The 26,653-nt window shown below is 72.0% G+C and carries 23 protein-coding genes; 15 read left to right on the top strand and 8 right to left on the bottom strand.

The window, feature by feature from the left end:
- A partial coding sequence (locus tag ACWCRB_RS28835) for a DUF5691 domain-containing protein (protein ID WP_450998820.1) occupies positions 1-238 on the bottom strand: 238 nt, incomplete at its 3' end.
- Between the two features lie 340 nt (positions 239-578).
- Complete coding sequence (locus ACWCRB_RS28830) at positions 579-1,937, bottom strand: SWIM zinc finger family protein (protein ID WP_450998819.1); 1,359 nt, start codon at positions 1,935-1,937, stop codon at positions 579-581.
- A gap of 167 nt (positions 1,938-2,104) precedes the next feature.
- Here ACWCRB_RS28830 and ACWCRB_RS28825 point away from each other — a divergent pair, with 167 nt between their 5' ends.
- The 7 genes from ACWCRB_RS28825 (at position 2,105) to sucD (ending at position 11,279) form a co-directional block, all read left to right on the top strand.
- Positions 2,105-3,262, top strand: coding sequence for an ATP-binding protein (locus ACWCRB_RS28825; protein ID WP_450998818.1), 1,158 nt, complete (start codon positions 2,105-2,107; stop codon positions 3,260-3,262).
- Positions 3,259-3,420, top strand: a complete 162-nt coding sequence (locus tag ACWCRB_RS28820) for a hypothetical protein (RefSeq protein ID WP_450998817.1) — start codon at positions 3,259-3,261, stop codon at positions 3,418-3,420. Before ACWCRB_RS28825 ends, ACWCRB_RS28820 begins: the two co-directional genes overlap by 4 nt.
- Positions 3,417-6,299: a DUF5682 family protein gene (locus tag ACWCRB_RS28815; RefSeq protein ID WP_450998816.1), complete on the top strand. Its 2,883-nt coding sequence runs from the start codon at positions 3,417-3,419 to the stop codon at positions 6,297-6,299. Before ACWCRB_RS28820 ends, ACWCRB_RS28815 begins: the two co-directional genes overlap by 4 nt.
- The gene (locus tag ACWCRB_RS28810; protein WP_450998815.1) at positions 6,296-7,471 is read left to right on the top strand and encodes a VWA domain-containing protein; all 1,176 of its coding nucleotides are present in this window, start codon (positions 6,296-6,298) and stop codon (positions 7,469-7,471) included. The genes ACWCRB_RS28815 and ACWCRB_RS28810 overlap by 4 nt, the downstream gene beginning before the upstream one ends.
- 155 nt (positions 7,472-7,626) lie before the next feature.
- Complete coding sequence (locus tag ACWCRB_RS28805) at positions 7,627-8,523, top strand: hypothetical protein (RefSeq protein WP_450998814.1); 897 nt, start codon at positions 7,627-7,629, stop codon at positions 8,521-8,523.
- A gap of 671 nt (positions 8,524-9,194) precedes the next feature.
- Positions 9,195-10,373, top strand: a complete 1,179-nt coding sequence (gene sucC, locus ACWCRB_RS28800; protein WP_327697208.1) for an ADP-forming succinate--CoA ligase subunit beta — start codon at positions 9,195-9,197, stop codon at positions 10,371-10,373.
- A 21-nt stretch (positions 10,374-10,394) separates the two neighbouring features.
- Positions 10,395-11,279, top strand: a complete 885-nt coding sequence (sucD, locus tag ACWCRB_RS28795; protein ID WP_371662151.1) for a succinate--CoA ligase subunit alpha — start codon at positions 10,395-10,397, stop codon at positions 11,277-11,279.
- 407 nt (positions 11,280-11,686) lie between these two features.
- On the opposite strand, the gene ACWCRB_RS28790 is transcribed toward sucD, so the two are convergent.
- Entirely contained in the window at positions 11,687-12,709 is a 1,023-nt protein-coding gene (locus ACWCRB_RS28790) for a helix-turn-helix domain-containing protein (protein ID WP_450998813.1), read from the bottom strand.
- 97 nt (positions 12,710-12,806) lie between these two features.
- Between ACWCRB_RS28790 and ACWCRB_RS28785 the strand changes: the two genes are divergently transcribed.
- Positions 12,807-14,510, top strand: a complete 1,704-nt coding sequence (locus tag ACWCRB_RS28785) for a cell division protein PerM (RefSeq protein WP_450998812.1) — start codon at positions 12,807-12,809, stop codon at positions 14,508-14,510.
- A gap of 30 nt (positions 14,511-14,540) precedes the next feature.
- Here the strand turns inward: ACWCRB_RS28785 and ACWCRB_RS28780 are convergent, their stop codons facing one another.
- Positions 14,541-15,356: a hypothetical protein gene (locus ACWCRB_RS28780; protein WP_450998811.1), complete on the bottom strand. Its 816-nt coding sequence runs from the start codon at positions 15,354-15,356 to the stop codon at positions 14,541-14,543.
- Positions 15,357-15,657: 301 nt separating this feature from the next.
- Between ACWCRB_RS28780 and purN the strand changes: the two genes are divergently transcribed.
- The 3 genes from purN (at position 15,658) to ACWCRB_RS28765 (ending at position 18,396) form a co-directional block, all read left to right on the top strand.
- Complete coding sequence (gene purN, locus ACWCRB_RS28775; RefSeq protein ID WP_450998824.1) at positions 15,658-16,281, top strand: phosphoribosylglycinamide formyltransferase; 624 nt, start codon at positions 15,658-15,660, stop codon at positions 16,279-16,281.
- Positions 16,282-16,289: 8 nt separating this feature from the next.
- A complete protein-coding gene (gene purH, locus ACWCRB_RS28770; protein WP_450998823.1) occupies positions 16,290-17,861 on the top strand; it encodes a bifunctional phosphoribosylaminoimidazolecarboxamide formyltransferase/IMP cyclohydrolase in 1,572 nt (523 codons plus the stop codon).
- Positions 17,862-18,036: 175 nt separating this feature from the next.
- On the top strand, positions 18,037-18,396 hold the full coding sequence (locus tag ACWCRB_RS28765) for a hypothetical protein (protein ID WP_450998810.1): 360 nt from the start codon (positions 18,037-18,039) through the stop codon (positions 18,394-18,396).
- A gap of 74 nt (positions 18,397-18,470) precedes the next feature.
- Here the strand turns inward: ACWCRB_RS28765 and ACWCRB_RS28760 are convergent, their stop codons facing one another.
- The 4 genes from ACWCRB_RS28760 to ACWCRB_RS28745 form a co-directional block, all read right to left on the bottom strand.
- The gene (locus ACWCRB_RS28760; protein WP_450998809.1) at positions 18,471-18,845 is read right to left on the bottom strand and encodes a peptidase inhibitor family I36 protein; all 375 of its coding nucleotides are present in this window, start codon (positions 18,843-18,845) and stop codon (positions 18,471-18,473) included.
- A 96-nt stretch (positions 18,846-18,941) separates the two neighbouring features.
- Positions 18,942-20,531, bottom strand: a complete 1,590-nt coding sequence (locus ACWCRB_RS28755) for a protein kinase domain-containing protein (protein ID WP_450998822.1) — start codon at positions 20,529-20,531, stop codon at positions 18,942-18,944.
- Positions 20,531-21,262 (bottom strand): FHA domain-containing protein, encoded by a 732-nt coding sequence (locus ACWCRB_RS28750; RefSeq protein WP_450998808.1) that lies wholly within the window; start codon positions 21,260-21,262, stop codon positions 20,531-20,533. Before ACWCRB_RS28750 ends, ACWCRB_RS28755 begins: the two co-directional genes overlap by 1 nt.
- Positions 21,263-21,393: 131 nt before the next feature.
- On the bottom strand, positions 21,394-22,017 hold the full coding sequence (locus ACWCRB_RS28745) for a hypothetical protein (protein WP_369030663.1): 624 nt from the start codon (positions 22,015-22,017) through the stop codon (positions 21,394-21,396).
- A gap of 270 nt (positions 22,018-22,287) precedes the next feature.
- Between ACWCRB_RS28745 and ACWCRB_RS28740 the strand changes: the two genes are divergently transcribed.
- The 4 genes from ACWCRB_RS28740 to ACWCRB_RS28725 all read left to right on the top strand — a co-directional run bounded on the left by ACWCRB_RS28740 (position 22,288) and on the right by ACWCRB_RS28725 (position 26,441).
- On the top strand, positions 22,288-23,142 hold the full coding sequence (locus ACWCRB_RS28740) for a bifunctional methylenetetrahydrofolate dehydrogenase/methenyltetrahydrofolate cyclohydrolase (RefSeq protein WP_450998807.1): 855 nt from the start codon (positions 22,288-22,290) through the stop codon (positions 23,140-23,142).
- Between the two features lie 439 nt (positions 23,143-23,581).
- On the top strand, positions 23,582-24,043 hold the full coding sequence (locus tag ACWCRB_RS28735; RefSeq protein WP_450998821.1) for a DUF3017 domain-containing protein: 462 nt from the start codon (positions 23,582-23,584) through the stop codon (positions 24,041-24,043).
- A gap of 118 nt (positions 24,044-24,161) precedes the next feature.
- The gene (locus ACWCRB_RS28730) at positions 24,162-24,677 is read left to right on the top strand and encodes a helix-turn-helix domain-containing protein (protein WP_450998806.1); all 516 of its coding nucleotides are present in this window, start codon (positions 24,162-24,164) and stop codon (positions 24,675-24,677) included.
- A gap of 390 nt (positions 24,678-25,067) precedes the next feature.
- Positions 25,068-26,441, top strand: coding sequence for an XRE family transcriptional regulator (locus tag ACWCRB_RS28725; protein WP_450998805.1), 1,374 nt, complete (start codon positions 25,068-25,070; stop codon positions 26,439-26,441).
- The last annotated feature ends 212 nt before the right edge of the window (positions 26,442-26,653 follow it).

The following is a 26,653-nucleotide window of genomic DNA, read 5'->3' as shown; positions in this document are numbered from 1 at the left end:
CGGGCTCGGGACGCGTCGCGGCCCGGGCCGGTCGCAGCCCCGCCCGCCGCCGTACGGTCTCCACGGCCGCCGCGTCGAGCAGCGCGACCGGAGCGTGTACGCCCGGCGGGCAGCTCGGGGGAGTACGCCGCTCCGTGCCGAGCAGCGCCGCAGTGACCAGCTCCTCCCAGGTGCCGCCCGCCGCGGGGGTGCCCACGGAAGGCGTGCCCTCGGGGGCGGAGGCCTTGCTGCCGTTCATGAGGTGCCCTTTCGTCGGGTGGGGGTCGTGGGAGTTGTGGGGGCGGGGAGTCGTGGAAGGGCGCGCCCCCTCAGTACAAGGGGACCGCCTGGTCTGCCGTCCCCGATGACTGCATTCGCCGGAGGAGATGCCGTGGTCACCTGAGAGGGCGCTGGGTTTGCTGGGGGGCGTGGGGTGTCGCGCTGCCTCAGCACAGGGGGACTGCCTGTCCCGGCGTCCCCTGTGGCCAGGGGGGCAGTGGAGCGAAGCTCTGGTGACAGGCGACGCCGAAGGAGGCGACGGGTTCGCTGGGCGCCGTGGAGAGCCGTGGCCGCCAGGAACCGTGGAGTGCCGCGTCGCCTCAGCACAGCGAGACCGCCTGTCCCGCTGCCTCCTCCGGCCAGGCCGTCAGGGGAGTGAAACCCCGGTGGCCGCACTCGCCGAAGACCGTCACCGGGGCGCCGCCCGAGAGGGCGACCAGGCGCCACAGGCCGGGGTGAGCGATGGCGGAGGGGGACAGGGGCAGCGCCATGTCGGTGTCGGTGTCGGCGTCTGCCAGTTGCCAGGCGTCGCCGGCCGGGACGGGTATGACCCGGTCCAGTGTGACCGGGACGGAGTCCAGCCAGGGGTCGTCGCGGAGTGCCTCCCCGTAGCGCTCCGCCGCGAGCGTGGTTGTCGTCCCCGGTGGCCGTACGTTCGTCGGTGCGGGTGCGGTGAACCGCTCGCCCAGGGCCGAGCGGAGTTGCCCGGCGCCGGGGTACGCGGACACCTCCGCCTCGAACGCCAGGCCGACCGGCAGCGTCAGTTCGGGGGCACGGCCGGCCGGACCGAACGAGAGGAGCAGGGCGGTGCGGCCCGACTCCGTGCCGTGCAGCCAGATCCTGCGGGTCGTCAGACGGGCGTCGGCCGTCTCGTACTGGGCGAGGACCAGCCACTGGTCGCGCACCGGCGGGCCGTCCGCCGAGCCGGACAGGCCGATCCGGGACCGCACCGTCGCCGCCAAGTCCTGCGGCAGCTCCTCCCGGCGCAGCCAGCCCCGGTCGAGGAGGTGGAGCAGCGCGCACTCCTCCAGCAGCCTCATCGGCCAGCCCGGACCGGACGCCGGGATCGCCCCCAACTCTCTTACGCGCGAGGCGAGTCCAGGGGCCTGGGCGTCGACCATGCGGGCCGCCGTCTCCTCCCACAGCCCGTACCCCGCCTGCTCCGCCGTGGCCAGGCCGCCGCGCAGCAGGTCGGCGAGGCGCTGCTCAAGCTCCGTAGCCCCCGCCGTGATCCGCTCGGCCCGGCGCTCCGCCCTGCGCCGCGCCGCCTCCGGATCAGCGGACCCGGAGCCGCCTGCCTCCGCCGCCCGTTTCTCTCCCGCACGCTTCCGCCGACCCGCCAGCCATTCCTCCGCCCAGCCCGGCGCCTCCCCTCGCGGCACCGCGCCGTCCCCGCCCGCCCAGAGCAGCAGCAGCCCGAGGGCGTGCTTGCACGGGAACTTGCGGCTCGGACAACTGCACTTGTACGCGGGCCCGGTGGCGTCCGCGATGTCGACGACCGTCTGATACGGCTTGCTGCCACTGCCCTTGCACAGCCCCCACACCGTCCCCTCGTCAGAACTGCCGGCCTCGGACCACGGTCCGGCCGCGCCGAGTTTGCTTCCCGCTTTGCGTGACGAGACGTCAGGCGCCAGTGCCAGCACCTGATCCGCCGTCCAGCGCACCCCCTGCTGAGTCATGACATCGAAGGTAGGTCCCGGCACTGACAATCGGTTCTCGCGGCGATCACCGCTCTGCCCTCGAAACGGCGTTTTCGCAGGTCAGAACGCGTTGTCAGTGGCGTGGTGCAGTGTGGTCACCAGATCCGAACGGGCCAAGACCGGCCGAGCTGGAGGGGGACCGAGCCATGCCTGTTTCCGCTGAACCGACATCCGTCGACCCGAGCCAGGACCAGTCCGCTCACGCGAACAATCACGCGGACAACACGGAAGAACTGCGGCCGCACGCCGAGGACGCCTTCGCCGCCGAACTCGCGGCGCTGGCAGCGCAGGACGACCGCCCGCGCCCGGCACGCTGGAAGCTGTCGCCGTGGGCCGTGGCGACGTATCTGCAAGGCGGCACCCTGCCGGACGGCACGGTGATCACACCGAAGTACGTGGGCCCGCGCCGCATCGTCGAGGTCGCCGTCACGACCCTCGCGACCGATCGTGCCCTGCTCCTGCTCGGCGTGCCCGGCACGGCGAAGACCTGGGTGTCCGAGCATCTGGCGGCGGCGGTCAGCGGCGACTCGACGCTGCTGGTCCAGGGCACGGCCGGCACACCGGAGGAGGCGATCCGGTACGGCTGGAACTACGCGGAGCTGCTCGCGCACGGCCCGAGCCGCGCCGCCCTCGTGCCCAGCCCCGTCATGCGGGCGATGGCGGAGGGGATGACGGCCCGCGTCGAGGAGCTGACCCGTATCCCGGCCGACGTCCAGGACACGCTGATCACGATCCTGTCGGAGAAGAACCTGCCGATACCGGAGTTGGGGCAGGAGGTGCAGGCGGTTCGCGGGTTCAACCTGATCGCGACGGCCAACGACCGCGACCGGGGGGTCAACGAGCTGTCCAGCGCCTTGCGCCGCCGCTTCAACACGGTCGTGCTGCCGCTGCCCGAGAGCGCCGACGCCGAGGTCGACATCGTCTCGCGCCGGGTCGACCAGATCGGCCGCTCGCTCGACCTGCCGGCCGTGCCGGACGGCGTCGACGAGATCCGCCGCGTCGTGACCGTCTTCCGCGAACTGCGCGACGGCATCACGTCGGACGGCCGTACGAAGTTGAAGTCGCCCAGCGGCACGCTGTCCACCGCCGAGGCGATCTCGGTCGTCACCAACGGCCTGGCCCTGGCGGCCCACTTCGGTGACGGCGTCCTGCGGGCCTCCGACGTAGCCGCGGGCATCCTCGGCGCCGTCGTCCGCGATCCGGCGGCCGACCGGGTCGTCTGGCAGGAGTACCTGGAGGCGGTGGTCCGCGAACGCGACGGCTGGAAGGACTTCTACCGGGCGTGCCGGGAGGTGAGCGCGTGAGCTGCATGGCGGGTGCGGGTGCGGGTGCGGGTGCGGGTGTTCGGGGGCGGGCGTACGGGATGTCGGTGGGAGGCGGTTCGGTGTCCGTGGGGGGCGGTTCGGTGAGCAGGGTGTACGGCGACGACGACACGCTGTGGCCCAAGAGGGGGCTGGTGTGACGGACGTCGAGGGGGAGGAGCGCGGTGGTGGGAGGTCCGGCAGCGGGCCCCTGCTGCTCGGCGTGCGGCATCACGGGCCCGGGTCGGCGCGGGCGGTGCGGGCCGCGTTGGCGGCGGCGCGGCCGGCGGTCGTACTGATCGAGGGACCGCCCGAGGCCGACGCCCTGATCCCGCTGGCCGCCGACGAGGACATGCGCCCGCCGGTCGCCCTGCTGGCCCACGCCGTGGACGAACCCGGCTGCTCGGCGTTCTGGCCGCTGGCCGAGTTCTCCCCGGAGTGGGTGGCGATCCGCTGGGCCCTGGAACACGGGGTACCCGCCCGCTTCATCGACCTTCCCGCCACGCACACGCTGGCGTGGGGAATCGAGGAGGAGAAGGAGGAGAAGGAGGAGAAGGAGGCCGAGACGAGGGAGGAGGGGGACGGCGTCGGCGATCCTGGCTCCGACTCGGACCCCGAAGCCGAGGTGCGGGTCGATCCGCTCGCCGTGCTCGCGCGGGCCGGCGGTTACGACGATCCGGAGCGCTGGTGGGAGGACGTCGTCGAGCACCGGGGGGTTGGGGAGGGCGACGCGTTCGCCCCCTTCGAGGTGCTCGAAGAGGCCATGGGCGCGCTGCGGGAGGTGTACGGGACCGGGGGCCACGACCGGGATCCGGTGCGGGAGGCGTACATGCGGCTCCAGGTGCGGGCGGCACAGCGGGAGTTCGGGGACGCGGCGGTGGCCGTGGTGTGCGGGGCCTGGCATGTGCCCGCGCTGCGGCGGAAGAGTGCCGTCGCCTCCGACCGGGCGCTGCTGAAGGGGCTGCCCAAGGTCAAGGTGGACGTGACCTGGGTGCCGTGGACGCATCGCAGGCTCGCGCGGGCCAGCGGGTACGGGGCGGGCATCGACTCGCCCGGCTGGTACGGGCATCTGTTCGGGGCGCGGGACCGGCCGGTCGAGCGGTGGATGGCCAAGGTGGCGGGGCTGCTGCGCGACGAGGACAGGATGGTCTCCTCGGCGCACGTCATCGAGGCGGTGCGGCTGGCGGAGACGCTCGCCGCGATGCGGGGGCGCCCGCTGCCGGGGCTGACCGAGACGACCGACGCCGTGCGGGCGGTGATGTGCGAGGGGTCGGACGTACCGCTGGCCCTGGTGCAGGACCGGCTCGTCGTCGGGGACGTGCTCGGGGAGGTCCCGGAGTCGGCGCCCGCGGTGCCGTTGCAGCGCGACCTGACGCGGCTTCAGCGTCGGCTGCGGCTCAAACCGGAGGCGCTGGAACGGGAGTTGGAACTCGACCTGCGCAAGGAGACCGACGCCGCGCGCAGTCGGCTGCTGCACCGGCTGCGGCTGCTCGGCATCGGCTGGGGCGAGCCCGCGGCGTCGCGCGGCAGCACGGGTACGTTCCGGGAGACGTGGCGGCTGCGGTGGGAGCCGGAGCTGGCGGTACGGGTCGCCGAGGCCGGTGTGTGGGGGACGACCGTTCTGTCGGCGGCGACCGCCAGGGCGGAGGCCGACGCCGTCGGAGCGGGCTCGCTGGCCGACGTGACCGCACTCGCCGAGCGCTGTCTGCTCGCCGAACTGTCCGACGCGCTCCCCGTGGTGATGCGTGTCCTCGCCGACCGCGCGGCCCTCGACGCGGACGTGGGCCACCTCGCCCAGGCCCTGCCCGCGCTGGTCCGTTCCCTCCGCTACGGCGACGTACGCGGCACGGACACCCAGGCACTGGCCGAGGTCGCGGCAGGCCTCGCCGAACGCGTCTTCGTCGGCCTGCCCCCGGCCTGCGCCGCCCTCGACACGGACGCGGCGGAGGAGATGCGGCGCCATGTGGACGCGGTGCATGGGGCGGTGGGGTTGCTCGGCGAGGCGGCGACAGCCACTCCGGAGCCGGACATGGATGCGGCTCCGGCACCGGGGCTGTCTCCGACGGGTGGTACGGCTGCCTCTGGGGACGGCGTACCCGCGGGCGGTTCTGCGGATGCCGGTGCGGACGCGGTGGGGGGTGCCCCCGTGCCGGAGCAGCGGGGCGAGTTGCGGCGCCGTGGACACGATGGTGAGGCCGAGGGACGTCTCGCGGGAGGTGCTGCGGGTGTCGACGCGGACGCTGCGGCGGAAGTCGCCGCGTCGGGGGATCGTGGCGAGCCGGGGTGCCGTGGGGACGGCGTTGAGGCCGAGGGGGGCTTCATGGGAGGTGCTGCGGGTGTCGACGCGGACGCCGCGGCGGAAGTCGCCGCGTCGGGGGATCGTGGCGAGCTGCGGTCCCGTGGGGACGGCCTTGAGGCCGAAGAGGGCCTCGCGGGCGGTGTTGTGGACGCCTGTGCGGATGCTGCGGGGGATGTCTCCGCGCCGGGACACCGCAGCCAGTTGCGGCAGCGCTGGCACTCTGTGCTCCGGGTTCTGTCCGCGCGGGACAGTGTGGCCGGGGTTGTGCGTGGGCGGGCCGTGCGGTTGCTGTTGGACGACGGGGAGTTGGGGCAGGACGAGGCGGCCGTGCTCATGGGGCTTGTGCTGTCGCCGGGGACGACGCCGGGGGACGCGGCCGCGTGGATCGAGGGGTTCGTCGGGGGCGGCTCCGGGGGCGGGATGCTGCTCGTGCACGACGGACGGCTGCTCGGGCTGGTCGACGCCTGGCTGACCGGGGTGCCGGCGGAGGCGTTCACCGACGTGCTGCCCCTGCTGAGGCGCACCTTCTCGGCGTACGAGCCCGGGGTGCGGAGAACGCTGGGAGAACTGGTCCGGCGCGGCCCGGGCGAGCGGGGGAGTGCGGTGGCCGGTGCCGCCGGTGTGCCGGGGTTCGCGCCCGACCTCGACGTCCGGCGGGCGGATGCCGTGTTGCCGGTGCTGCGACTGCTGCTGGGGACCGGGGGGCTCTACGACAACGACCTTGTGGGGGTGGGGACATGACGACGGTGACCGAGTCGGTGGATCCGGCACAGGAGCGGCTGCGGCGCTGGCGGCTCGTGCTCGGGGGCGACGCGGCGGACGGTACCGGGTGCGCGCTCTCCGGGCAGGACGCCGCCATGGACGGGGCGCTCACCGCGCTCTACGGCAGAGGGGACGGGATCAAGGGGCGAGGAGGGCGGGAGCGTTCGGCGGGGCTCGGGGCGTCCGCGCCGTCGGTCGCGCGGTGGCTCGGCGACATCCGGACGTACTTCCCGTCCTCCGTCGTCCAGGTCATGCAACGGGACGCCATCGACCGGCTCGGGCTCTCCGCCCTCCTGCTGGAGCCCGAGATGCTGGAGGCGGTCGAGGCGGACGTCCACCTCGTCGGCACGCTGCTCTCCCTCAACAAGGCGATGCCGGAGACGACGAAGGAGACGGCGAGAGCCGTTGTACGCAAGGTCGTTGAGGATCTCGAGAAGCGGCTCGCGACGCGGACCCGGGCCACGCTCAGCGGGGCGCTGGACCGCAGCGCCCGGATCAACCGGCCGCGCCATCACGACATCGACTGGAACCGCACGATCGCGGCCAACCTCAAGCACTACCTACCGGAGTACGGCACGATCGTGCCCGAGCGGCTCATCGGCTACGGGCGTGCCTCCCAGTCGGTGAAGAAGGAGGTCGTCCTCTGCATCGACCAGTCCGGGTCGATGGCGGCGTCGGTGGTGTACGCGTCGGTGTTCGGGGCGGTGCTGGCGTCCATGCGGTCGATCGACACACGGCTCGTCGTCTTCGACACGGCGGTCGTCGACCTCACCGACCAGCTCGACGATCCGGTGGACGTGCTGTTCGGTACGCAGCTCGGCGGCGGTACGGACATCAACAGGGCGCTCGCGTACTGCCAGTCGCAGATCACCCGGCCCGCCGAGACGGTCGTCGTGCTGATCAGCGACCTCTACGAGGGCGGCATACGAGACGAGATGCTGAAGCGGGTCGCCGCGATGAAGGCGTCCGGGGTGCAGTTCGTGACGCTGCTCGCGCTGTCGGACGAAGGGGCGCCCGCGTACGACAGGGAGCACGCGGCGGCACTCGCGGCGCTGGGCGCACCGGCGTTCGCCTGTACGCCCGATCTGTTCCCGGACATCATGGCCGCGGCGATCGAGAAGCGCCCGCTGCCGATACCCGACACCGAGTGAAGTGAGGTGAATGAGGCGGGGTGGCTTCGGTCGGCAAAACAGATCGGCAAAACAGACATGAGTGAGCATCGGTACAGGGGGCTTGCGCGACCTCGGGAGGGGCGTGCGAGGATCGGCGCCCACCCAGTCTTGCCGCCGTCCGGAGGCCCCTCCTCTTGAACTGGCCAGCCGCCCTGTCCATTGCCGTACTGCGCGTGACGCGTACGGCGGCGGGGCGGCGTGCGCTGCAAGTGGCCGTGCTGGTGGGCGGGTTGTTCGTCTTCGGGTTCCTGTGCGGGGAGCGGGCACATGCGGCGGAGGGTGCGCCGTTGCCTCTGGGGCAGGTTCAGCGGCAGATTCAGGATCCGGTTCAGAATCCGGTTCAGGATCAGGTTCTGCGGGTGACGGATTCGTTGGCTGAGCCGCTCAAGCCGGTCGTGCCGTCCGCCGTCGAGGACACCGTCGACAAGGTCGTACAGCCGGTTGGTGGACTGGTGGAGACCGTCACCGAGAAGCTGGCGGAGGTAACGGCGCAAGTGCCGACGTTGCCCGCGCTTCCGGAACTCCCGGAACTCCCCGTGCTTCCAGAACTGCCCGTACTTCCGGAGCTTCCCGTGCTTCCGGGTGTGCCCACGTCGCCCACTGTCCCCTCCTCGCCTGCCCCGCCCGTTTCTCCCGCCTCCCCCGCTTCTCCCTCGTCGCCGGACAAGACCCCGCCGACGACCGCTCCCCGGACGCACCAGGGCGGCGGCGTCGCCTACGGGCCTCGGATCATCGGTCGTGTCGGTGGGACTGGCGAGACCGTGGCCGGTGACCGGGGCGGCGTACGCGTCTCTCGGGCTGCTGTGCGGCAGGCGCCCGGTGGGCTGCCGGGCGGGGTGTCGCACGGGGCGCTCGGTGAGCGGGCCGTCGTCGAGGCCGGTGGCTCCCGGCACGGTGGTGGGCACGGCGACGCGCATGCCGTCGCGTTGAGCCAGCGGGCGCCGGTGCGGCTCGTGCCGGGGGTCGCCCCGGTCGCCGTCGGTGCCGAGGTCCGGGACAGGTACCGGGCCATTCCTGTCTTCCCCGGTTAGGACCGGGCTCCTTCTCCGTTCCGTCGCCGTGCGTGTGAATCCGCGCCGTGCGTGAACGGAGCCTGCGGTGACTGCGGAGCCTGCGGTGACTGCACGGAGTGCCAGTCCGGTGACCGACTTCCGCGCACCTTGCCTTCGCGCAATCGCATTCCGCGCACCCGACTTCAGCGCAGCTGACCCCTGCACGCCCGACTTCCGCGCGCCTGACGTGCGGATCTTTCGGACTCCGCCAGGAGAGCCCCGTACGGCCGAATGCCATCGGTCCGGGCGGGGCGTGCCCGGCGGACGGCGGTGAGCGGCTCCCAAAGGGGTGGGGACCGCTTGCCGGAGGACCGTCAAAGCCATTGGCGGGCCTTCCAGAGGCCTCACCGGGCCCACCCCAGTCCGGTGAGGCCTCACCTTTGCACCCGTAACCACATCTAAGCCCCTCCCGGGCGCCCTCACAGGGGTCCGCCGGGGGCCGTGAATGGCACTCTGTGACAGGTATCACCGCTCAGGTGTGATTCCTGATTTAGGGACCTGCGGCGAGCGGCGATAACCTGCGAGACGGACATGCCGCGCGCTCGGACACCGTGTGCGCCACCCTTGTGACACAGCGGACGTCACGTTGCCCTTCGCGGCACGCCCACGCATCCAACGAACCGCGAGATCACTGATAGGGACGGACGCGCGTGGACCTGTTCGAGTACCAGGCGAGGGACCTCTTCGCCAAGCACGGTGTACCGGTGCTGGCCGGTGAAGTCATCGACACGCCTGAGGCGGCGCGCGCGGCGACCGAGCGCCTGGGCGGCAAGTCTGTCGTCAAGGCGCAGGTGAAGGTCGGTGGGCGTGGAAAGGCCGGCGGCGTGAAGCTCGCCGCCACCCCGGACGAGGCCGTCGCCCGCGCGACGGACATCCTCGGCATGGACATCAAGGGCCACACGGTCCACAAGGTGATGATCGCCGAGACCGCGCCCGAGATCGTCGAGGAGTACTACGTCTCGTACCTCCTCGACCGCACCAACCGCACCTTCCTCGCCATGGCGTCCGTCCAGGGCGGCGTGGAGATCGAGGTCGTCGCGGAGGAGAACCCCGAGGCCCTCGCGAAGGTCCCGGTCGACGCCAACGAAGGCGTGAGCATCGAGAAGGCCCGCGAGATCGTCGCGCAGGCGAAGTTCCCGGCCGAGGTCGCGGAGCAGGTCGCCGAGATCCTCGTGACGCTGTGGGACACCTTCATCAAGGAGGACGCCCTCCTCGTCGAGGTCAACCCCCTCGCCAAGGTCGCCTCCGGCAAGGTCATCGCCCTCGACGGCAAGGTCTCCCTCGACGAGAACGCGGAGTTCCGCCAGCCGGACCACGCCGCGCTCGAGGACAAGGACGCGGCCAACCCGCTGGAGGCCGCCGCCAAGGCCAAGAACCTCAACTACGTCAAGCTCGACGGTGAGGTCGGCATCATCGGCAACGGCGCGGGTCTCGTCATGAGCACCCTCGACGTCGTCGCGTACGCCGGTGAGAACCACGGTGGTGTGAAGCCGGCCAACTTCCTCGACATCGGTGGTGGCGCCTCCGCCGCCGTCATGGCGAACGGCCTGGAGATCATCCTGGGCGACCCCGACGTCAAGTCGGTCTTCGTCAACGTCTTCGGTGGCATCACCGCGTGTGACGAGGTCGCCAACGGCATCGTGCAGGCGCTGCAGCTGCTCGCGGACAAGGGCGAGGAAGTCTCCAAGCCCCTCGTCGTCCGCCTCGACGGCAACAACGCCGAGCTGGGTCGCAAGATCCTCTCCGACGCCAACCACCCGCTGGTCCAGCGCGTGGACACCATGGACGGCGCGGCCGACAAGGCCGCCGAGCTCGCGGCTGCGAAGTAAGGGAAGAGGGACAGAACAGCCATGGCTATCTTCCTTAACAAGGACAGCAAGATCATCGTCCAGGGCATGACCGGTGCCACGGGCATGAAGCACACCAAGCTCATGCTGGCGGACGGCTCGAACATCGTCGGTGGCGTGAACCCGCGCAAGGCCGGCACGTCGGTCGACATCGACGGCACCGAGATCCCGGTCTTCGGCACGGTCGCCGAGGCGATCGAGAAGACGGGCGCGAACGTATCGGTCCTCTTCGTACCGCCGGCCTTCGCCAAGGCCGCGGTCGTCGAGGCGATCGACGCGGAGATCCCGCTCGCGGTCGTCATCACCGAGGGCATCGCCGTCCACGACTCCGCCGCCTTCTGGGCGTACGCGAAGTCGAAGGGCAACAAGACCCGGATCATCGGCCCGAACTGTCCTGGGCTCATCACCCCGGGTCAGTCGAACGCCGGCATCATCCCGGGCGACATCACGAAGCCGGGCCGTATCGGTCTGGTCTCGAAGTCGGGCACGCTGACGTACCAGATGATGTACGAGCTGCGTGACATCGGCTTCTCGTCCGCCGTGGGTATCGGTGGCGACCCCGTCATCGGTACGACGCACATCGACGCGCTCGCCGCGTTCGAGGCCGACCCCGACACCGACCTGATCGTGATGATCGGTGAGATCGGTGGCGACGCGGAGGAGCGGGCCGCCGACTTCATCGCGAAGAACGTGACGAAGCCGGTTGTCGGTTACGTGGCCGGGTTCACCGCGCCCGAGGGCAAGACCATGGGCCACGCCGGTGCCATCGTCTCCGGCTCCTCCGGCACGGCCGCCGCGAAGAAGGAGGCCCTTGAGGCCGCCGGCGTCAAGGTCGGCAAGACGCCGACCGAGACGGCGAAGCTGGCGCGCGAGCTTCTCGCCGGCTGACTCTTCTTTGACGGTACTGAGCTGAACGTTCGTGGGCCCGTTCCCTTCGCTGGGGGCGGGCCCGCTGGCGTCGGTACAGGTGCCGTGGATTCGCCGGGTACCCGGAGTCGGTGGCTGTGCCCACCCGTTCCGCCCTAGCGGAACGACTGCCCACAGCCAGGCGGGCGGGGCGGGCGCGGAATGGCCGCCCACAGCCGGGCGCATGGCTGCCCGGAGCAGGGCCGGTGGGCGGGATTGCGGGCAGCCGGGCAGGTCGTTGGCCGCAGCCAGGCGGGGCGGGTGCGGAACGAACTGCCTCTAGCCAGCCAGGCGGAGCCGGGTGCGGAGCGGCTGCCCGTGGCCGGGATGGTGGCAACGGGCGGGAGAGTAGTGCTCCTCGGCCCGGCGGCTGCCGCCGTGGCCGTCGGTCATCTCATCTCCGGTGTCACCCTCTCCGGGCCGTTCTCCGGCTCGGCCTTCAGTTTCTTGCGGAGGTTGAGCTCCGTTCGGGACAGGGGGCCCGGGGCCGGGATCGGGGGGATTCCCTGGACCGATGCCCCCGGGGCCACTACTGGCTCGTAGTGCGTGGGGGACGTGTGGAGGGTGAACGTCGTGGCGCCGATCAGGGCGATGGTGAAGGCGATGGCCGCGTGGGTCCAGTTGCGGGCTCGGCGTTCGCTGCCCGCGCGGACGGCTGACGGGCGGGCGGCTCTCAGGCGGGCGTGGGTCGCCAGGCCCGACAGGCGGGTCGAGAGGTCGGTCGGGTCCGCCAACTCCGGTAGCCGGGCCGCCACCGCCTCGCGGGCGTGGAGGACGCGGTTCGCTGCTGCCGGGGTGCTCGCCTCCGTCTCCGCCGCCGTTTCCGGCAGGCCCAGGCCCACGCCGTCGTACAGGAGCAGGGTGCGGCGGTACGGCGGGGGGAGTTTCAGGAGTACGGAGAGCAGTGCGCGGTCGGTCGGGTCGGCGGGCGGGGCCTCCGGGTGGCGGTGGCGGGCGCGGAAGCGGTGCCAGGGGGAGAGGGCGCAGTCGTACGCCGTGGCGCGGATCCAGCCCGCCGGGTCCGGGTCCACCGCCACCTCGGGCCAGCGGTGCCAGGCCAGCTGGAACGCCCGTTCGACGGACTCGCGCGCCAACTCCCGCCGCCCGGTGAGGAGATAGGTCTGCCGCACGAGGGCGGGGGCGCAGAACGCGTAGAGCGCGTCGAAGGCCTGAGCGGGGGTCAGGGCCGTCATGTCCTCAGCGGGCGTCGCTGCCGGCGCCGCCGCCAGCAGGCTCGCGTACGTCTGTGCCCTGCGTCCGCGCGGTGTCGTACGGCCGGTCTCCCACGCGCGTACCGTCTCGCGGCTGACGCCCACCCGTTCGGCGACCTGAGCCTGTGTCAGCGACAGGGACTCGCGCAGGCGTCGGCGCTCGCCGGGCGGGGGCAGCGGGATGGCGGGGCTCTGCGTCACCGGGGGCCCCTTCGGACGTAAAAGTACATAAAACGTATATTGAGTGACACGTCGTAGGTTCGCCTGTTGCAGCCGGAAAGCGCGTGTCGTTGGGAGCATGGCGCTCGTGACCCAGACGACCGGCCGCCGGCTTCCCTTCCTGCCCCTGCCTCTCTCCCCGCGCCTGCGCGTCCGGGTCCGGGACCGGGTTCGCGACCGGCTGCGTGACCGGTCGCCCGGACTGGGCGCGGGTCTGCTCGGGGGCGCGGTCGCGGCCGGGCTCGGGCTCGGTTCGTTCGCCGTGCTCGTCATGGTGCTGTGGATCAGCTCGCCCTACCCGGACAGCGGACCCGACGGCGCACTGCACATCGCCGCCGCCCTCTGGCTGCTCGCCCACGGCGCCGAACTGATCCGCGCGGACGGCCTCACCGGCGCCCCCGCCCCCGTCGGCGTCACCCCGCTCCTGCTGTTCGCCCTCCCGGTCTGGCTGCTGCACCGAGCCGCCCGTGACGCGGCCGAGGGCCCGGAGGAGGAGGGCGCGACGGGAGACGCGCCCCCCGTTCCCGCCCGTACCGCCTGGCTCGGCGTCGTCGCCGGGTATCTGGCCGTCGGCGGGGGCGTCGCGCTGTACGCGGCCGGGGGCGGGCTGCGTCCCGACTGGGCCTGGACGGCCGTATGCGTGCCGCTGCTCGCCATGGCGGCGGCGGGAGCCGGGGTGTGGACGGCGTACGGCCGCCCGCGCGCGCCCCTGTCGCCACGGGTGCTGTATCTGCTGCCCAGGTGGGTACGTCGGCGCATCCTGGACCCGGAGGTGCGGGGCCGGGTCCTGGCCGTCGGGCGGGCCGCCGGGGCCGGTACGGCCGTGCTCGTCGGAGGCGGGGCGCTGCTCGTGGCCGTGTCGCTGGTCGGGCACGGCGGGGCCGCGCGGGCCTCCTTCCTCCAGCTGACGGAGGCGTGGTCGGGCCGGATCGCCGTACTGCTGCTCTGCCTGGCTCTGATTCCCAACGCGGCGCTGTGGGGCGCGGCTTACGCCCTCGGGCCCGGTTTCGTGCTCGGCGCGGGCCGGGTCACGGGCCCGCTGGGCTCCGATCCGGCCCCGCTGCTGCCGCCGTTCCCGCTGCTGTCGTCGGTACCGGACGCCGGTCCGGGCACCCCGCTGACCTGGGCGGTCGCCGGGGTACCGGTGGCGGCCGGGCTGACGCTGGCCTGGTTCACGGCACGGGTGGCAGCCCCCGGCGGGGGAAGGGCGCCCTGGTCAGGCTGGCGTACCGCCGCGAACGCCGGCCTCGCCGCCCTCCTGTGCGCGGGCGCGCTCGCCGCGCTGTCCGGGCTGGCGGGCGGACCGCTCGGCACCGGCGCCCTCGCGCACATCGGGCCGGTGTGGTGGCAGACGGGCGCGGCGACGCTGGCGTGGACGGCGCCGGTCGCCGTACCGACGGCCGTCGGGCTGCGGGCGTGGCGGCTGCGCAAGCGCCGCCCGAAGGCCACAGCCACCGGCACCCGCAGCGGCACCGACATCGGCACGCTGAAGCTGAGGCCCTCGGCGGCGCCCGCCGGGACGAAGAAGCCGCACGGGACGGCTGCCGCCACCGCCGACGACGCGTACGAGGTGAGCGACCCGTACGAGGCGGAGGCCGCGTACGACTTCCTCCCCATCGACCTGCCGTCGCCGTCGCCCGCGTCGTCCCTCTCGCCCTGGTACGACACCGCGTCCCGAGAGGCCCGCTGGGCGGCACTCAAGGAAGCGTCGGCGACACCGCCGCCGGAGGACCCGGAGGACCCGGAGGAACCGGAAGAGACACAGACACAGACGCAGCCGTAGCTGCATCCGTATCCGTATCCGTATCCGTGGCTAGCTGTTCGTGCCGAACACGTCCCGCAGTTCCTTCGGGAGAAGGTCGTCGCAGGCCTTCTTCGCGGTGTTCGTGAGGGCGTCGTTCGTGCACGTGTAGTAGTCGCGGTAGACGAACTGGAGGCTGAACGTCACGGCGACCATGGCGAGGGCCAGGGATGCCGTGACCAGGCCGCTGATCGCGGCCGTCCGCTGCTGCCGACCGCTGCCCGGACCCTGCGTGGGCGCCGGGGTGTCCGGGTTCGGGGTGCGGGGCTTGGTGCGCAGGGCGCTGATGCCCCAGTGCAGGGCGAGCGCGCCGAGCAGCAGTGCCACGTACGGCCAGCTGAAGAGGGCGAAGAAGAAGGCCCACATGCCGCACAGCAGTGCGTACCGCGCGCGGCGCTGGGCGGGGTCCGTCGGGTCCCAGCGCGGGTTGGAGCCCTGGCCGTCGCCCGGTCCCTCGGGGCCGCCCTGTCCGCCCTGGCGGCCGGAGCGGTCGCCGAAGCCGCCCGGGGAACGGCCGGGCTGCCGGTCGCTCCACTGGTTGCCCCACGGGGAGTGACCACCGCCGGATCCGTCGGCGGACCCGTCGCCGGACGAGTCGTCGCCCGTCGGACGCCGGGGCTGCCAGGGCTTGTCCGGGGTGCCCTCGGGCGGCGGGGCGAACGGGTTGTCGTCCTGGGCCGCGCTCTCCTGCCCGTCGCCGGTCGCACCGGTGTCGCCCTGGTCGCCGTTCTTCTTGCCCGAGGGCGCGTCGGGCGGCGACGCGGGGCGCTCCCGCAGCAGCACCGACTGCGGGGTGAGCGGGAGGAGTCGCAGGCTGCGGTCCGACATCAAGTGAGCGTCTTCCCCTTGTTGATTACAGCTTCGGTTGGAGCCAGGGCTGTTTCGGCGTGAGCCGCCACCCCGTGAACGCACCGTATGACGAGCGCGTTCCCGGACGGGTCCCTCCCAGACGCTACCTTCCGGCCACGCCCCCGTCCCGTGGGGGCTGTCCGGTGTGCCGGTATCGTTGCTGGCGGTCGGCCGCTTCGTAGACTTCCCCGTATCCGGGGGCGCGAAGCATTCGTACGACCGTACAAACGCTCCCCCGAGAAAGGGCCCCGCCGTGGCCGAGCCCCAGGCCGCCAAGCCCATGACCAGTGCTGCCAAGCGCCTTGTCGTGCTGGTCTCCGGATCCGGTACGAATCTTCAGGCGCTCCTCGACGCCATCGCGGCCGTCGGCGCCGGGGCCTACGGGGCCGAGATCGTCGCCGTCGGGGCAGACCGGGACGGCATCGAGGGCCTCGCGCGCGCGGAGCGGGCCGGGCTGCCGACCTTCGTGTGCCGGGTGAAGGACCACGCGACCCGGGCCGAGTGGGACGCGGCGCTCGCCGGGGCGGTGGCCGCGTACGAACCCGATCTGGTCGTGTCCGCCGGGTTCATGAAGATCGTGGGCAAGGAGTTCCTGGCCCTGTTCGGCGGGCGCTTCGTCAACACGCATCCCGCCCTGCTGCCCAGTTTTCCGGGGGCCCACGGCGTTCGCGAAGCGCTCGCGTACGGCGTCAGGGTCACCGGCTGCACCGTCCACTTCGTCGACGACGGCGTCGACACCGGACCGATCATCGCTCAGGGCGTGGTGGAGATCCGGGACGAGGACGACGAGAGCGCTCTGCACGAGCGCATCAAGGAAGTCGAGCGAAGGCTGCTCGTCGATGTCGTGGGGCGGCTCGCCCGCAACGGCTATCGCATTGAGGGACGAAAGGTAGTTATCCAGTGACCGCCGACATCACTGTCACGGCCGAGAGCAACAAGCGGGTCATCCGACGGGCGCTCGTCAGCGTCTACGACAAGACGGGCCTCGAAGACCTCGCACGCGGCCTGCACGAGGCGGGCGTGGAGCTGGTCTCGACCGGGTCGACCGCCGGGCGTATCGCCGCCGCCGGCGTCCCCGTCACCAAGGTCGAGGAGCTGACCGGCTTCCCCGAGTGCCTGGACGGCCGGGTCAAGACCCTGCACCCCAAGGTGCACGCGGGCATCCTCGCCGACCTGCGCCTGGAGGACCACCGCAACCAGCTCGCCGAACTGGGCGTCGAGCCCTTCGACCTGGTCGTCGTCAACCTCTACCCGTTCCGCGAGACGGTCGCCTCCGGCGCCTCGCCCGACGAGTGCGTGGAGCAGATCGACATCGGCGGTCCGTCGATGGTCCGCGCGGCGGCCAAGAACCACCCGTCGGTGGCCGTGGTCACCAGCCCGGCGCGCTACGCCGACGTCCTGAGCGCCGTACAGACCGGCGGCTTCGACCTCACCACCCGCAAGCGGCTCGCGGCCGAGGCCTTCCAGCACACGGCGTCGTACGACGTGGCGGTCGCCTCCTGGTTCGCGTCCTCCTACGCACCCGTGGACGAGTCGCAGTTCCCCGACTTCCTCGGCGCCACCTGGGAGCGCGAGAACACCCTCCGCTACGGCGAGAACCCGCACCAGCCCGCCGCGCTGTACGTCGACGGGACGGGTGGCGGTCTCGCCAAGGCCGAGCAGCTGCACGGCAAGGAGATGTCGTACAACAACTACACGGACACGGACGCTGCCCGCCGTGCCGCGTACGACCACGCCGAGCCCTGTGTCGCGATCATCAAGCACGCCAACCCGTGCGGGATCGCCGTCGGTTCGGACGTCGCCGAGGCGCACCGCAAGGCGCACGCGTGCGACCCGCTGTCGGCGTTCGGTGGCGTGATCGCCGTCAACCGGCCGGTGAGCAAGGAGATGGCGGAGCAGGTCGCCGAGATCTTCACCGAGGTCATCGTCGCGCCGGACTACGAGGAGGGCGCCCTCGAAGCGCTCGCCAAGAAGAAGAACATCCGGGTGCTCAAGGCGGCCGGCGCGCCCGCCAACCCCGTCGAGGTCAAGCCCGTCGACGGCGGTGTGCTCCTCCAGGTGACCGACCGCCTCCAGGCCGACGGCGACGACCCGGCCAACTGGACGCTCGCGACGGGCGAGGCGCTGTCCGCGTCCGAGCTGGCGGAACTCTCCTTCGCCTGGAAGGCGTGCCGGGCCGTCAAGTCCAACGCGATCCTCCTCGCCAAGGACGGCGCCTCCGTCGGCGTCGGCATGGGCCAGGTCAACCGCGTCGACTCGGCGAAACTGGCGGTCGAGCGGGCGGGGGAAGAGCGGGCCCGGGGCTCGTATGCGGCCTCGGACGCGTTCTTCCCGTTCCCGGACGGGCTGGAGATCCTGACGGCCGCCGGCGTCAAGGCCGTGGTGCAGCCGGGCGGTTCGGTCCGGGACGAGCTGGTCGTGGAGGCCGCGAAGAAGGCGGGCGTCACGATGTACTTCACGGGGACGCGGCACTTCTTCCACTGACCTGTTGAGTGTTGACGGCTGCGGCCCACCGGAACCTGGCCTTCCGGTGGGCCGCAGCCGTGTTCCGACGGTTCGGAGCGGAATGGCGCATACCCGGGTACAGAGGCACGGGTTCCGCTGGGACGGTGTGGCGACAGGCGACTGCCTGTTCGTACCGGCCTCTGGAGGTCCAGTGATGCGCAACAAGTTCAGACGCACACTCGCGATTGCCGTCGGAGCCACCCTCACCATGGCCGTGGGGAGAGTGTCCGCGTCCGCCGCCGAACGCGAGGCCGCGGTGGCGTGTCCGACGGGGTACGTCTGTCTCCTCCCGCTGCTCGGGAGCGGGCAGCCCCTGCTCGTACCGGCAGGGCAAAGGGTCTCGTTCGACCCCGCGTTGCTGATCACGGAGATCACCAACAGCACGTCGCTGGGGTACTGCGTGACCGGCCAGTTGAGCCATGGACTGGCTCCCGGCCAGACCAACACCTGGGACAACAGCGTGCGGGCCGTGGCGCCCTCGATCGGGGCCTGCCTGGCCGTGCCGGCGCCGTGAGTTGAGGGCCGTGCATGACGCGTGGCCTCCGGCCCTCCCCCGAGGGGGTCGGAGGCCACTGTCGTACGTGCGTACTACGTGGTGACGCGGTACGCGCTGACCCACGGGCCGATGTTGCCGTAGCCGCTGTCGTCGATGGTGATCGACCAGCCGGTGCAGTTGGCGTGCTCCCACAGCTCGACCCTGACCGCGGTGTTCTCGGTGCGGGCGGAGCGGATCTTGTCGTTCCAGTTGTCGCCGACGTAGGTGCACGACCCGGTGTTTCCGGAGAACCACTTCTCCAGCCCGCCGAAGCCCGTCGAGGCGTAGCCGTGCCAGCTGGCGGCGGCCGCCTGACGGGCCGAGTCGGCGGACGGGGCGGCTACCGCGGTGCCGGCCGACAGCAGGCCGACCGTGGCGAGCGCCGCCGCCGCGGCGGTCAGCCGGTTGAACCGGATTGCCTTCTTCATGATGCGTGTCCCTCCTTGAGACGTACCCACCCCCGTAGGTGGACGTCCTCACCCTCGTACGGCAGGAAGGGGAGTGGTACCTCGGAACTCTCAGGGTCACTTCTTTCCCGGCGGCGTGTACTCCTTGAGGTAGTGGGCGACGCGGTCGGCGTAGGGCCGGACCTCCGGGGGAACACCGGCCGCCTCGTTCACCACCTTGTACGACGTCCGGTAGGCCGCCGAGATCAGCACCCGGCGGTCGCCCGGCAGCTTCGTGTCCAGGCGGGGTGCGATCCAGCACAGATAGCGGCCCATGGCCGGGATGGACTCGGCGGGCGGGAAGGGCGGTTCGGGCACGGACTCACCGGGGGTGCCGTCCTCGTGCATCCACCAGCGCAGCACGCTCGGGGTCCAACGGGCGATGCCGTACTCGTTCTTGGCGGGGTCGGCGAGGTCCGGGTCGAAGTCGCTCTCGACCTTCAGCATGGCCGCGATGAGGGGCGGGGTGACGTCCGGTTGGTTGCAGTCGTGCGCCGTCTCGACGATCAGCAGCCGGTAGGCGGGCGGTACGCCCTTGTCGGTACGGAGGTCCGTGGCGCCGTACGAGGCGGCCGTCACCGCGGTCGTGCCGCCGGTGCCCTCGGCCGCCTTGCCGGTCGAGGGCTCGCCGCCCGACGCCCAGGTGCTGATGCCGTAGCCGAGTGCGGCGGCGGCCACCGCGGCGGCCGCCGCGCCGATGATCAGGGTCCTGTGCCTCCGTCCGCGGTACGGGAAGCGGGGGCGGAGTTTGGTGCGGGCTCCCTTGCCCGCCACCGCCTCCACTCTCCGCAGCAGTGCCTCGCCCGCGATCCGCTCCTCGTGCGTACGGGTCAGACAGGCCCGCACGATCTCCCGCCAGGCGTCCGGGAGTTCGGGGGAGAGGCGGAGTTCGTCGGCACCCCGGGCGTAGGCCGCTGCCGCGTCGCGGCGGGTCGTCGGGGTGCCGCCGGGGAGCGGGAAGGTGCCGGTGAGGACCAGGTGGGCGAGGACGCCGAAGGCCCAGATGTCGGCCGACGGGCGGATCCGGCGGCCCCGTTCGCCGATCTCCGACCACAGGAGTTCCGGGGGCGTGTAGTCGGGCGTCGAGAAGGCGGGCGTGTACGCGTGCGTGCCCTCCAGCTCCGCGGCCATGTTGAAGTCGGCCAGCCGCGCCGAACCGTCCGTCATCAGCAGGACATTGGCCGGTTTCAGGTCACCGTGCACCCAGCCCGCCCGGTGGAGCTGGGCCAGCCCCTCGCAGATCTGTGCGAGGAGGGACGGGCCCTCGGGCGGCTGACCCTGCGTGCGGGTGAGAAGGGCCGCCAGGGACTCCTCCGCCCGCTCCAGTACGAGGACCACCGCGCCGTCCAGGTCCGGGTGGGCCGGGTCGTCCACGGTCAGCGTCTCGTACATGCGGATCAGCCGGGGACGCTTCAGCCTGCGGTGCAACGTCAGCTCGCGGTCCGCCAGTTCGCGCAGGTGGGCGAGGTGACGGGGGGTTCCGGTGCCGGTGGGCAGGAACTTGAGGGCGGCGGTGCGGGGCAGGTCCTGCGGGGCGGTGCCCTGGTCGTCGGCGACGCGCCGGGCCTCGTACACGCTGCCGAAGGCGCCCGTCGCGATCGGCGCCCGTACCTCCCAGGCGCCCACCCGGTAGCCCTTGGGCACCGTCACCGCGTACGGCTCCGGCATCATCGCTCCACCGCGAGCACGGTCAGATCGTCCTCTCGTACGAGGTCGAAGCGGAGCGCCAGCGAGACCAGGGACTCCTTCTTGCCGTTGAGGCGCGGGCCCGTGTCCGCCGTGTCCGGGCCGGGTTTGAGGCGCAGTTTCACGGCCAGGTAGTCGATGTTCCACTGCACCGAAGTACGGGAGGCGGCGGGCCAGTTGGGGCGCAGCCGGTCGACGACCTGGTCGACCGTCGGCAGCGGCGCGTGCGGGGCGCCGCGCAGGCGGGGCTCGCAGAGGGCGGCCAGGACCGCGAAGTAGCGCTTCGTCCGGTCGACGGAGAAGGCGGGGGCCGTTGTGGCGCCGGTCGGTCCCGCGGACGGGTCGCGGTAGTCGTGGCGCGGTGCCCACACCTCGATCGGGAGCAGATCGCCGGCCGCCGGGAGCACGATCCGGGAGAACTCGAAGGGGATCGGCGCGTCCAGCCGCCCCGGGCCCACCTTGATGTGCTCGCCCGCGCCCTCCGGGTTCTCGACGACGTACGTCTGGGACCCGCTGTGGTTGCTGAGTATCCAGAAGGCGCCCTGCGCGGTGATCTCACCGGCGGCGCGGGAGACACCCTCGTGCGGGATCTCCAGGTCGTTGTCGGTCGCGGACCGGCCGAACGTGAGGCGTTCGCCGGGCGCGAGCCGGAATCGGGTGTTTCGTCGCTCGTCCTCCGTGGTCGGCGGAGGTACCACGATGATGCTGTACAAGGTGCGTCTCCCCGGGCCTCGCAGCTTTCGGAGCCAGGGTAGGGCGACGCACCAGGGCCGTGTCTCCCCTTGTGCGGGTGAGACACGGCCCTTGACGGTGATTGGCGAGAACTCGGTGGTCGCCTCGGTGGTTACTGGTGTGCCGCGGGGTACTTCGCCCGGTTGAACCAGGCCGCGCCCTCGGACTTGCCGACGAACACCGCGATGAGGATGGCGAGGACGGTGTGCACCAGGCCGACGACTATGAACGGGTAGACGCCGAGGACGGCGGTGATGATCGCGAACACCATGGTCGTGATACGGATGCCGCTGCCGCCGCTGCTGAACTTCGTGCCCAGCACGATCGCGAAGATGCCCCAGCCGAGGACGATCGCGGTGAAGGCCCACAGGGCGCCGGACGAGTAGTCGGCGAGCTGCTGGAAGTCGACGTTGTCCTTCAGCTCGGCGTCGTCCTTCGCGGCGTTGATCGCGACCGCGGACAGGGCGAAGAGGATCGCGCCGATCACCTGGAAGCCCGCGATGACGTAGAGCATCACGCGGGCGGCCTTGACGTTGCCCGGCATCGTGAGCGGGCCGCCGGGGTAGCCGCCGTAGCCGGGCTGTCCGTACGCCTGCTGGCCGAGCGGCGGGGCGGCCGGGTAGCCGTAACCGGGCTGCTGGGGCGGGGTCTGCTGGGGGTAGCCGTAACCGGGCGCCGGCTGCTGGGGCTGCTGCTGGGGCGGGCCGTAGGGGTTGTTCGGGTCGCCGAAACTCATGGCGGGTCTTCCTCCGTATGCGTCAAGTGCGGGGACGACGCGAGGCACCGAACGGAGGAAGGTGATGCAGATGCGGTACGCCCCCCGGCCCTGCCCGCGGCACTGTGCTGCTCAGCTTTTTATCGTTCTTTAGTTCGCTCATACTTGTCCAGCCGCATAGTGCATGTGTTGTGCAAGTGCAACATCCGCGATCATGCGCATATGGCTGTGGGGTGCTTTGTAGGGCACCCGGATTGGAACCGGGAGGCGGTCATCCGCGAGGATGTGGGTATGAGCGCCCAGATTCTCGATGGCAAGGCCACCGCAGCCGCGATCAAGTCCGATCTGACCGCCCGCGTGGCGGCGCTGAAGGAGAAGGGTGTGACGCCCGGCCTCGGCACGATCCTGGTGGGTGAGGATCCCGGCAGCCAGAAGTACGTCGCCGGAAAGCACCGTGACTGCGCGCAGGTGGGCATCGCCTCCATCCAGCGCGAGTTGCCCGCCACGGCGACCCAGGAGGAGATCGAGGCGGCGGTCCGCGAGCTGAACGAGGACCCGGCCTGCACGGGTTACATCGTCCAGCTGCCCCTCCCCCGGGGCATCGACGAGAACCGCGTCCTCGAACTGATGAACCCGGACAAGGACGCGGACGGCCTCCACCCGATGAACCTCGGCCGCCTCGTCCTGAACGAGCCGGCCCCGCTCCCCTGCACCCCCAACGGCATCCTCACCCTCCTCCGCGCGCACGGCGTGGAGATCAAGGGCGCGGAGGTGGTGGTCGTCGGCCGAGGCGTGACGATCGGCCGCCCCATGCCCCTTCTCCTCACCCGCCGCAGCGAGAACGCGACGGTGACGCAGTGCCACACGGGTACGCGTGACCTGGCCGCCCACCTCCGCCGCGCCGACATCATCGTCGCCGCGGCCGGCTCGGCCCACCTGGTCCGCCCCGAGGACGTGAAGCCGGGCGCCGCCGTCCTCGACGTCGGCGTCTCGCGCACCGCCGAGGGCAAGATCGTGGGCGACGTCCACCCGGACGTCACCGAGGTCGCCGGCTGGATCTCCCCGAACCCCGGCGGAGTCGGCCCGATGACCCGCGCCCAGCTGCTCGTCAACGTGGTCGAGGCGGCGGAGCGAAGTGTCGCCTGAGGCGGAGGACCGGCGGGGGCCGGAGGGCGGACACGGAGCTCTCTCCGGCGGCACGACCGACGCCGGGGCGCCCGAGTCGACTGGGATGCGCGATTTCGGCGGACCGGCCGGTTCCGACGGGGCGCCCGAGTCCGGGGGAGTGTCCAGGTCGGGCGACCGGGCCGGTGGTGTTGAGGCGGCTGGGGTGCGGGATTTCGGCGGGGCGTCGAGTTCTGGCGGGGTCGCCAGGGACGGTGTGGTGCCCGAGTCCGGGGGAGCGTCCGGGGCGGGTGATCGGGCCGGGGTGTCTGAGGTGGCTGGGGTGCGGGATTTCGGCGGGGCGTCGAGTTCTCGCGGGGCCTCCAGGAACGGTGTGGTGCCCGAGTCCGGGGGAGTGTCCGGGGCGGGTGATCGGGTCGGTGCCGTCGGGTCGGGTGGTGGCGCCGAGTCGGACGGTGCCGTGGACTCGAACGGTGTCGTGGACCCCGTCAGCGCGCCGGATGCCGCGGGGCGGCCCCGGCGTACTACGCGGCGGTTTCCGCTGTTCACGCGGGACACCGCTCGGCCCGAGGGTGGTGGCCGGGCGGCTCGTGGGGATGCGCCGGCGCCCGCTCGGCAGTGGCCGATTCTTGCCGTGTTGAGTGCGGTCGGGCTCGGCCTGTTGCTGACCGCGTTGGACGTGTTCCGGTACGGGACGTTGCTGATCGGGGCCGCGTTGCTGGCCGGTGCGGTGCTGCGCTGGGTGGTGCCGGACGTCGGGATGCTCGCCGTACGGTCCCGGTTCACGGACATGGTCACGTACACGGTGCTGGGCACGGCCATCGTGCTGCTGTCGATGATGGCGCAGCCGAATCCGTGGCTGGAGATCCCGTTCCTGGACGACACCCTGCACTACACGATCCGCAGCCACGGCGGTCTGTAGGCGCACGTCGGCCCCGGCGGGAACCGACCCGCCGTCCGACGTCGTCAAATGCCTCGGATCGGCCGTTGTGCGCCGACGTACGCCGACGAAGGTCGACGAATGCCGAGGAGGATGCGCGATGAGCGCCTGGCAGCCGCTGCCGGACGATCTGCCGCCGGAGGTGCGGCACTTCGTGGAGCAGGTGCGGGGTCTCAAGGACCGCACCGGGCTCAGCCTGGCCGCGCTCGGCGCGCGCACCGCGTACAGCAAGTCCTCCTGGCAGCGGTACCTCAACGCGACCCAGCCGCCGCCCCGCCAGGCGATAGCCGCGCTGTGCCGGGTCGCGGGCCTCACCCCGACGGACGCCGAACGCTTCGGCGTCCGCTGGGAGTTGGCGGTCCAGGTCTGGCCCCGGCCACCGGCCCCGGTCGCGGAGTCGGCGCAGCAGGACGGGGTGTACGAGGAGGAGGTGCCCACACTTCCTTGGTGGGTGGAGTCAGAGTCAGAGTCAGAGTCCGGGTCCGGGGCCGGATTCGGGTTCGCCGAGGATTCCCGCGCTTTCGGGGACTCCTCCCGGCGCGTGCTGCTCGTCGCCGTACTCCTCGTAGTGGCGCTCGGGTTGCTCGCGGTGGTCGGCGCTGTCGCTTTTGGTTGATGCCGCTGGGGGAATGTGACAACAGTGTGTCCGGTGTGACCGCTCTTGTGCTTTCTGTGTGGCGATGTGTCGATAAGTTCGAGGAATTGCAACCGGCGCGCAACGCGCCACGGCTAATGTGTGCAATCGGGACGGTCCGGGGCGTCCCGTGCACCATCCAGGGGTTCTGTCCGGCCGGGAGGGCTACCGGTGGAACACTGGACCGCAAGCCAGGGGCGTGCAACGGTGCACCTCCAGGCCTGACAATGCTCCCGTGCGCCCCCACCCCGGGAACCGAGATCCTGAATGGGCGCATCCGTGTGGGTAGCCAAGACGGGACTCGGCGAGGGATCCACGGCACTACGCACGGGAGAACAGCCAGCACGACCGGGGGGAATGAGGGGGGAAGCTATGCCTCGTTGGAGGGCCTTGCCGGATGATCTCGATCCGCAGGTCAAGGAGTTCGCGAGCCAACTGCGCAGGCTCGTGGACCGCAGCGGCCTGAACATCGCGGCGGTGGCCGACCGCACGGGCTACAGCAAGACGTCCTGGGAGCGATATCTCAACGGCCGTCTTCTCGCGCCCAAGGGCGCGATCGTCGCCCTGGCCGAGGTCACCAACACCAATCCCGTTCATCTGACGACGATGTGGGAATTGGCCGAGCGCGCCTGGAGCCGCTCGGAGATGCGCCACGACATGACCATGGAGGCGATCCGGATCTCCCAGGCGCGCGCCGCGCTCGGGGAGTTCGGGGCGCCTGCCGCCGACACGAAGAACGGGAGCGGCAAGAACGGACGGGCCGCCCGGAGCGCGACGGTGACTCCGGGGATCGCCGGCCCCGCCGGTGTCTCCCCGACCGTGCCGCCGCAGCCGACCCCGGAGACCCGGGACTCGGTGGGCGACGTACGGGCGGGTGCGGCGCGGGGCGGTGCCTCCGGCGGCTCGGTGAGTTCCGCGAGTTCCGCAGGCTCCGTGAGTTCTGCCAGTTCCACCTCTTCCGCCGGCTCGGCCGGCTCCGCGAGTTCGGCCTCGGCCGAGGGCAACTCCTGGGGCCTGGCCGGGTATCAGGGGCCGGCGGCGAGGGGCGGCGCCGGGGGGCGCACGGCCACGCCGCCCTCGGGATCGCCCAGTGTGGCCGGGGCGTCGGGGGTGCCCGGATATTCGGGCGGGACGCCTTGGACTCCGGGTACGCCCGTACCGACGCCCGGCGGTTCGCCGCAGGACGCTCGGCCGGGCGGCAGCGGTGGTCCCGGCGGTCCTGACGATCCCGGTGGCTCCGGCGGTTCGCGGCGCAAGCGGCGGCTCACGATGTTCCTCGCGGGCGTCGTGGGGGCGTCGGTGGTGGTCGCGGCGGCCCTGTTCTTCACCAACCAGGGGGACGACACACCGGCGGCGAGCAAGCCGAGCCCGTCCCCGACCACGTCGGCCGGCACCGATCCCGACCTGCCGGTCGGGGTGGAGTGCAGCGGCGACGCGTGCACCGGCCAGGACCCGGAGAACATGGGCTGCGGCGGCGAGTTGGCGCAGACCGCCAACAGCGTCACCGTCGGCACCACGCTCGTCGAGGTCCGCTACAGCAAGACCTGCCAGGCGGCCTGGGCGCGCATCACCCAGGCGGCCCCCGGCGACAAGGTCGACGTCACCGCCTCCGGCGGGGCGAAGCAGACCGGCGCGGTCGACACGGACACCGACGCGTACACGCCGATGGTGGCCGTGAAGGACGCGGGCGACGCCACGGCATGCGTCACCCTCGCGGCGACCGGAGAGAAGGGCTGCACGCAGTAGGGGGGCAGGGCCGCGCGCGGCGGGGGTGAGTCGCGCGCGGCGGTGACGGGGCCGCGCGCGGCGGGGAGTCGCGCGCGGCGTGCAGAGCCGTACGCCATGGGGAAGATCCCCAAGTGGCGGGGACTGTCGCATGCGGCGGAAGAGCCGTACGCGGCGGCGAAGGCCGCATGCGGCGGTGACGAGGTCGCGCGCGGCGCGAAGAGCCCCACGCG

The organism is Streptomyces sp. NPDC002156 (assembly GCF_053593675.1).
This window is presented reverse-complemented; position numbering and strand designations above follow the sequence as displayed.

Excerpts from the sequence above, each read along its gene's own strand:
- ACWCRB_RS28765 (WP_450998810.1), top strand. The coding sequence starts at position 18,037 with ATGCGCAACAAGTTCAGACGCACACTCGCGATTGCCGTCGGAGCCACC.
- ACWCRB_RS28755 (WP_450998822.1), bottom strand. The coding sequence starts at position 20,531 with ATGCCGGAGCCGTACGCGGTGACGGTGCCCAAGGGCTACCGGGTGGGC.
- ACWCRB_RS28725 (WP_450998805.1), top strand. The coding sequence starts at position 25,068 with ATGCCTCGTTGGAGGGCCTTGCCGGATGATCTCGATCCGCAGGTCAAG.
- ACWCRB_RS28760 (WP_450998809.1), bottom strand. The coding sequence starts at position 18,845 with ATGAAGAAGGCAATCCGGTTCAACCGGCTGACCGCCGCGGCGGCGGCG.
- ACWCRB_RS28745 (WP_369030663.1), bottom strand. The coding sequence starts at position 22,017 with ATGAGTTTCGGCGACCCGAACAACCCCTACGGCCCGCCCCAGCAGCAG.
- ACWCRB_RS28810 (WP_450998815.1), top strand. The coding sequence starts at position 6,296 with ATGACGACGGTGACCGAGTCGGTGGATCCGGCACAGGAGCGGCTGCGG.
- ACWCRB_RS28780 (WP_450998811.1), bottom strand. The coding sequence starts at position 15,356 with ATGTCGGACCGCAGCCTGCGACTCCTCCCGCTCACCCCGCAGTCGGTG.
- ACWCRB_RS28740 (WP_450998807.1), top strand. The coding sequence starts at position 22,288 with ATGAGCGCCCAGATTCTCGATGGCAAGGCCACCGCAGCCGCGATCAAG.
- purN (WP_450998824.1), top strand. The coding sequence starts at position 15,658 with ATGACCAGTGCTGCCAAGCGCCTTGTCGTGCTGGTCTCCGGATCCGGT.
- ACWCRB_RS28785 (WP_450998812.1), top strand. The coding sequence starts at position 12,807 with ATGGCGCTCGTGACCCAGACGACCGGCCGCCGGCTTCCCTTCCTGCCC.
- sucD (WP_371662151.1), top strand. The coding sequence starts at position 10,395 with ATGGCTATCTTCCTTAACAAGGACAGCAAGATCATCGTCCAGGGCATG.
- ACWCRB_RS28830 (WP_450998819.1), bottom strand. The coding sequence starts at position 1,937 with ATGACTCAGCAGGGGGTGCGCTGGACGGCGGATCAGGTGCTGGCACTG.
- ACWCRB_RS28825 (WP_450998818.1), top strand. The coding sequence starts at position 2,105 with ATGCCTGTTTCCGCTGAACCGACATCCGTCGACCCGAGCCAGGACCAG.
- ACWCRB_RS28730 (WP_450998806.1), top strand. The coding sequence starts at position 24,162 with ATGAGCGCCTGGCAGCCGCTGCCGGACGATCTGCCGCCGGAGGTGCGG.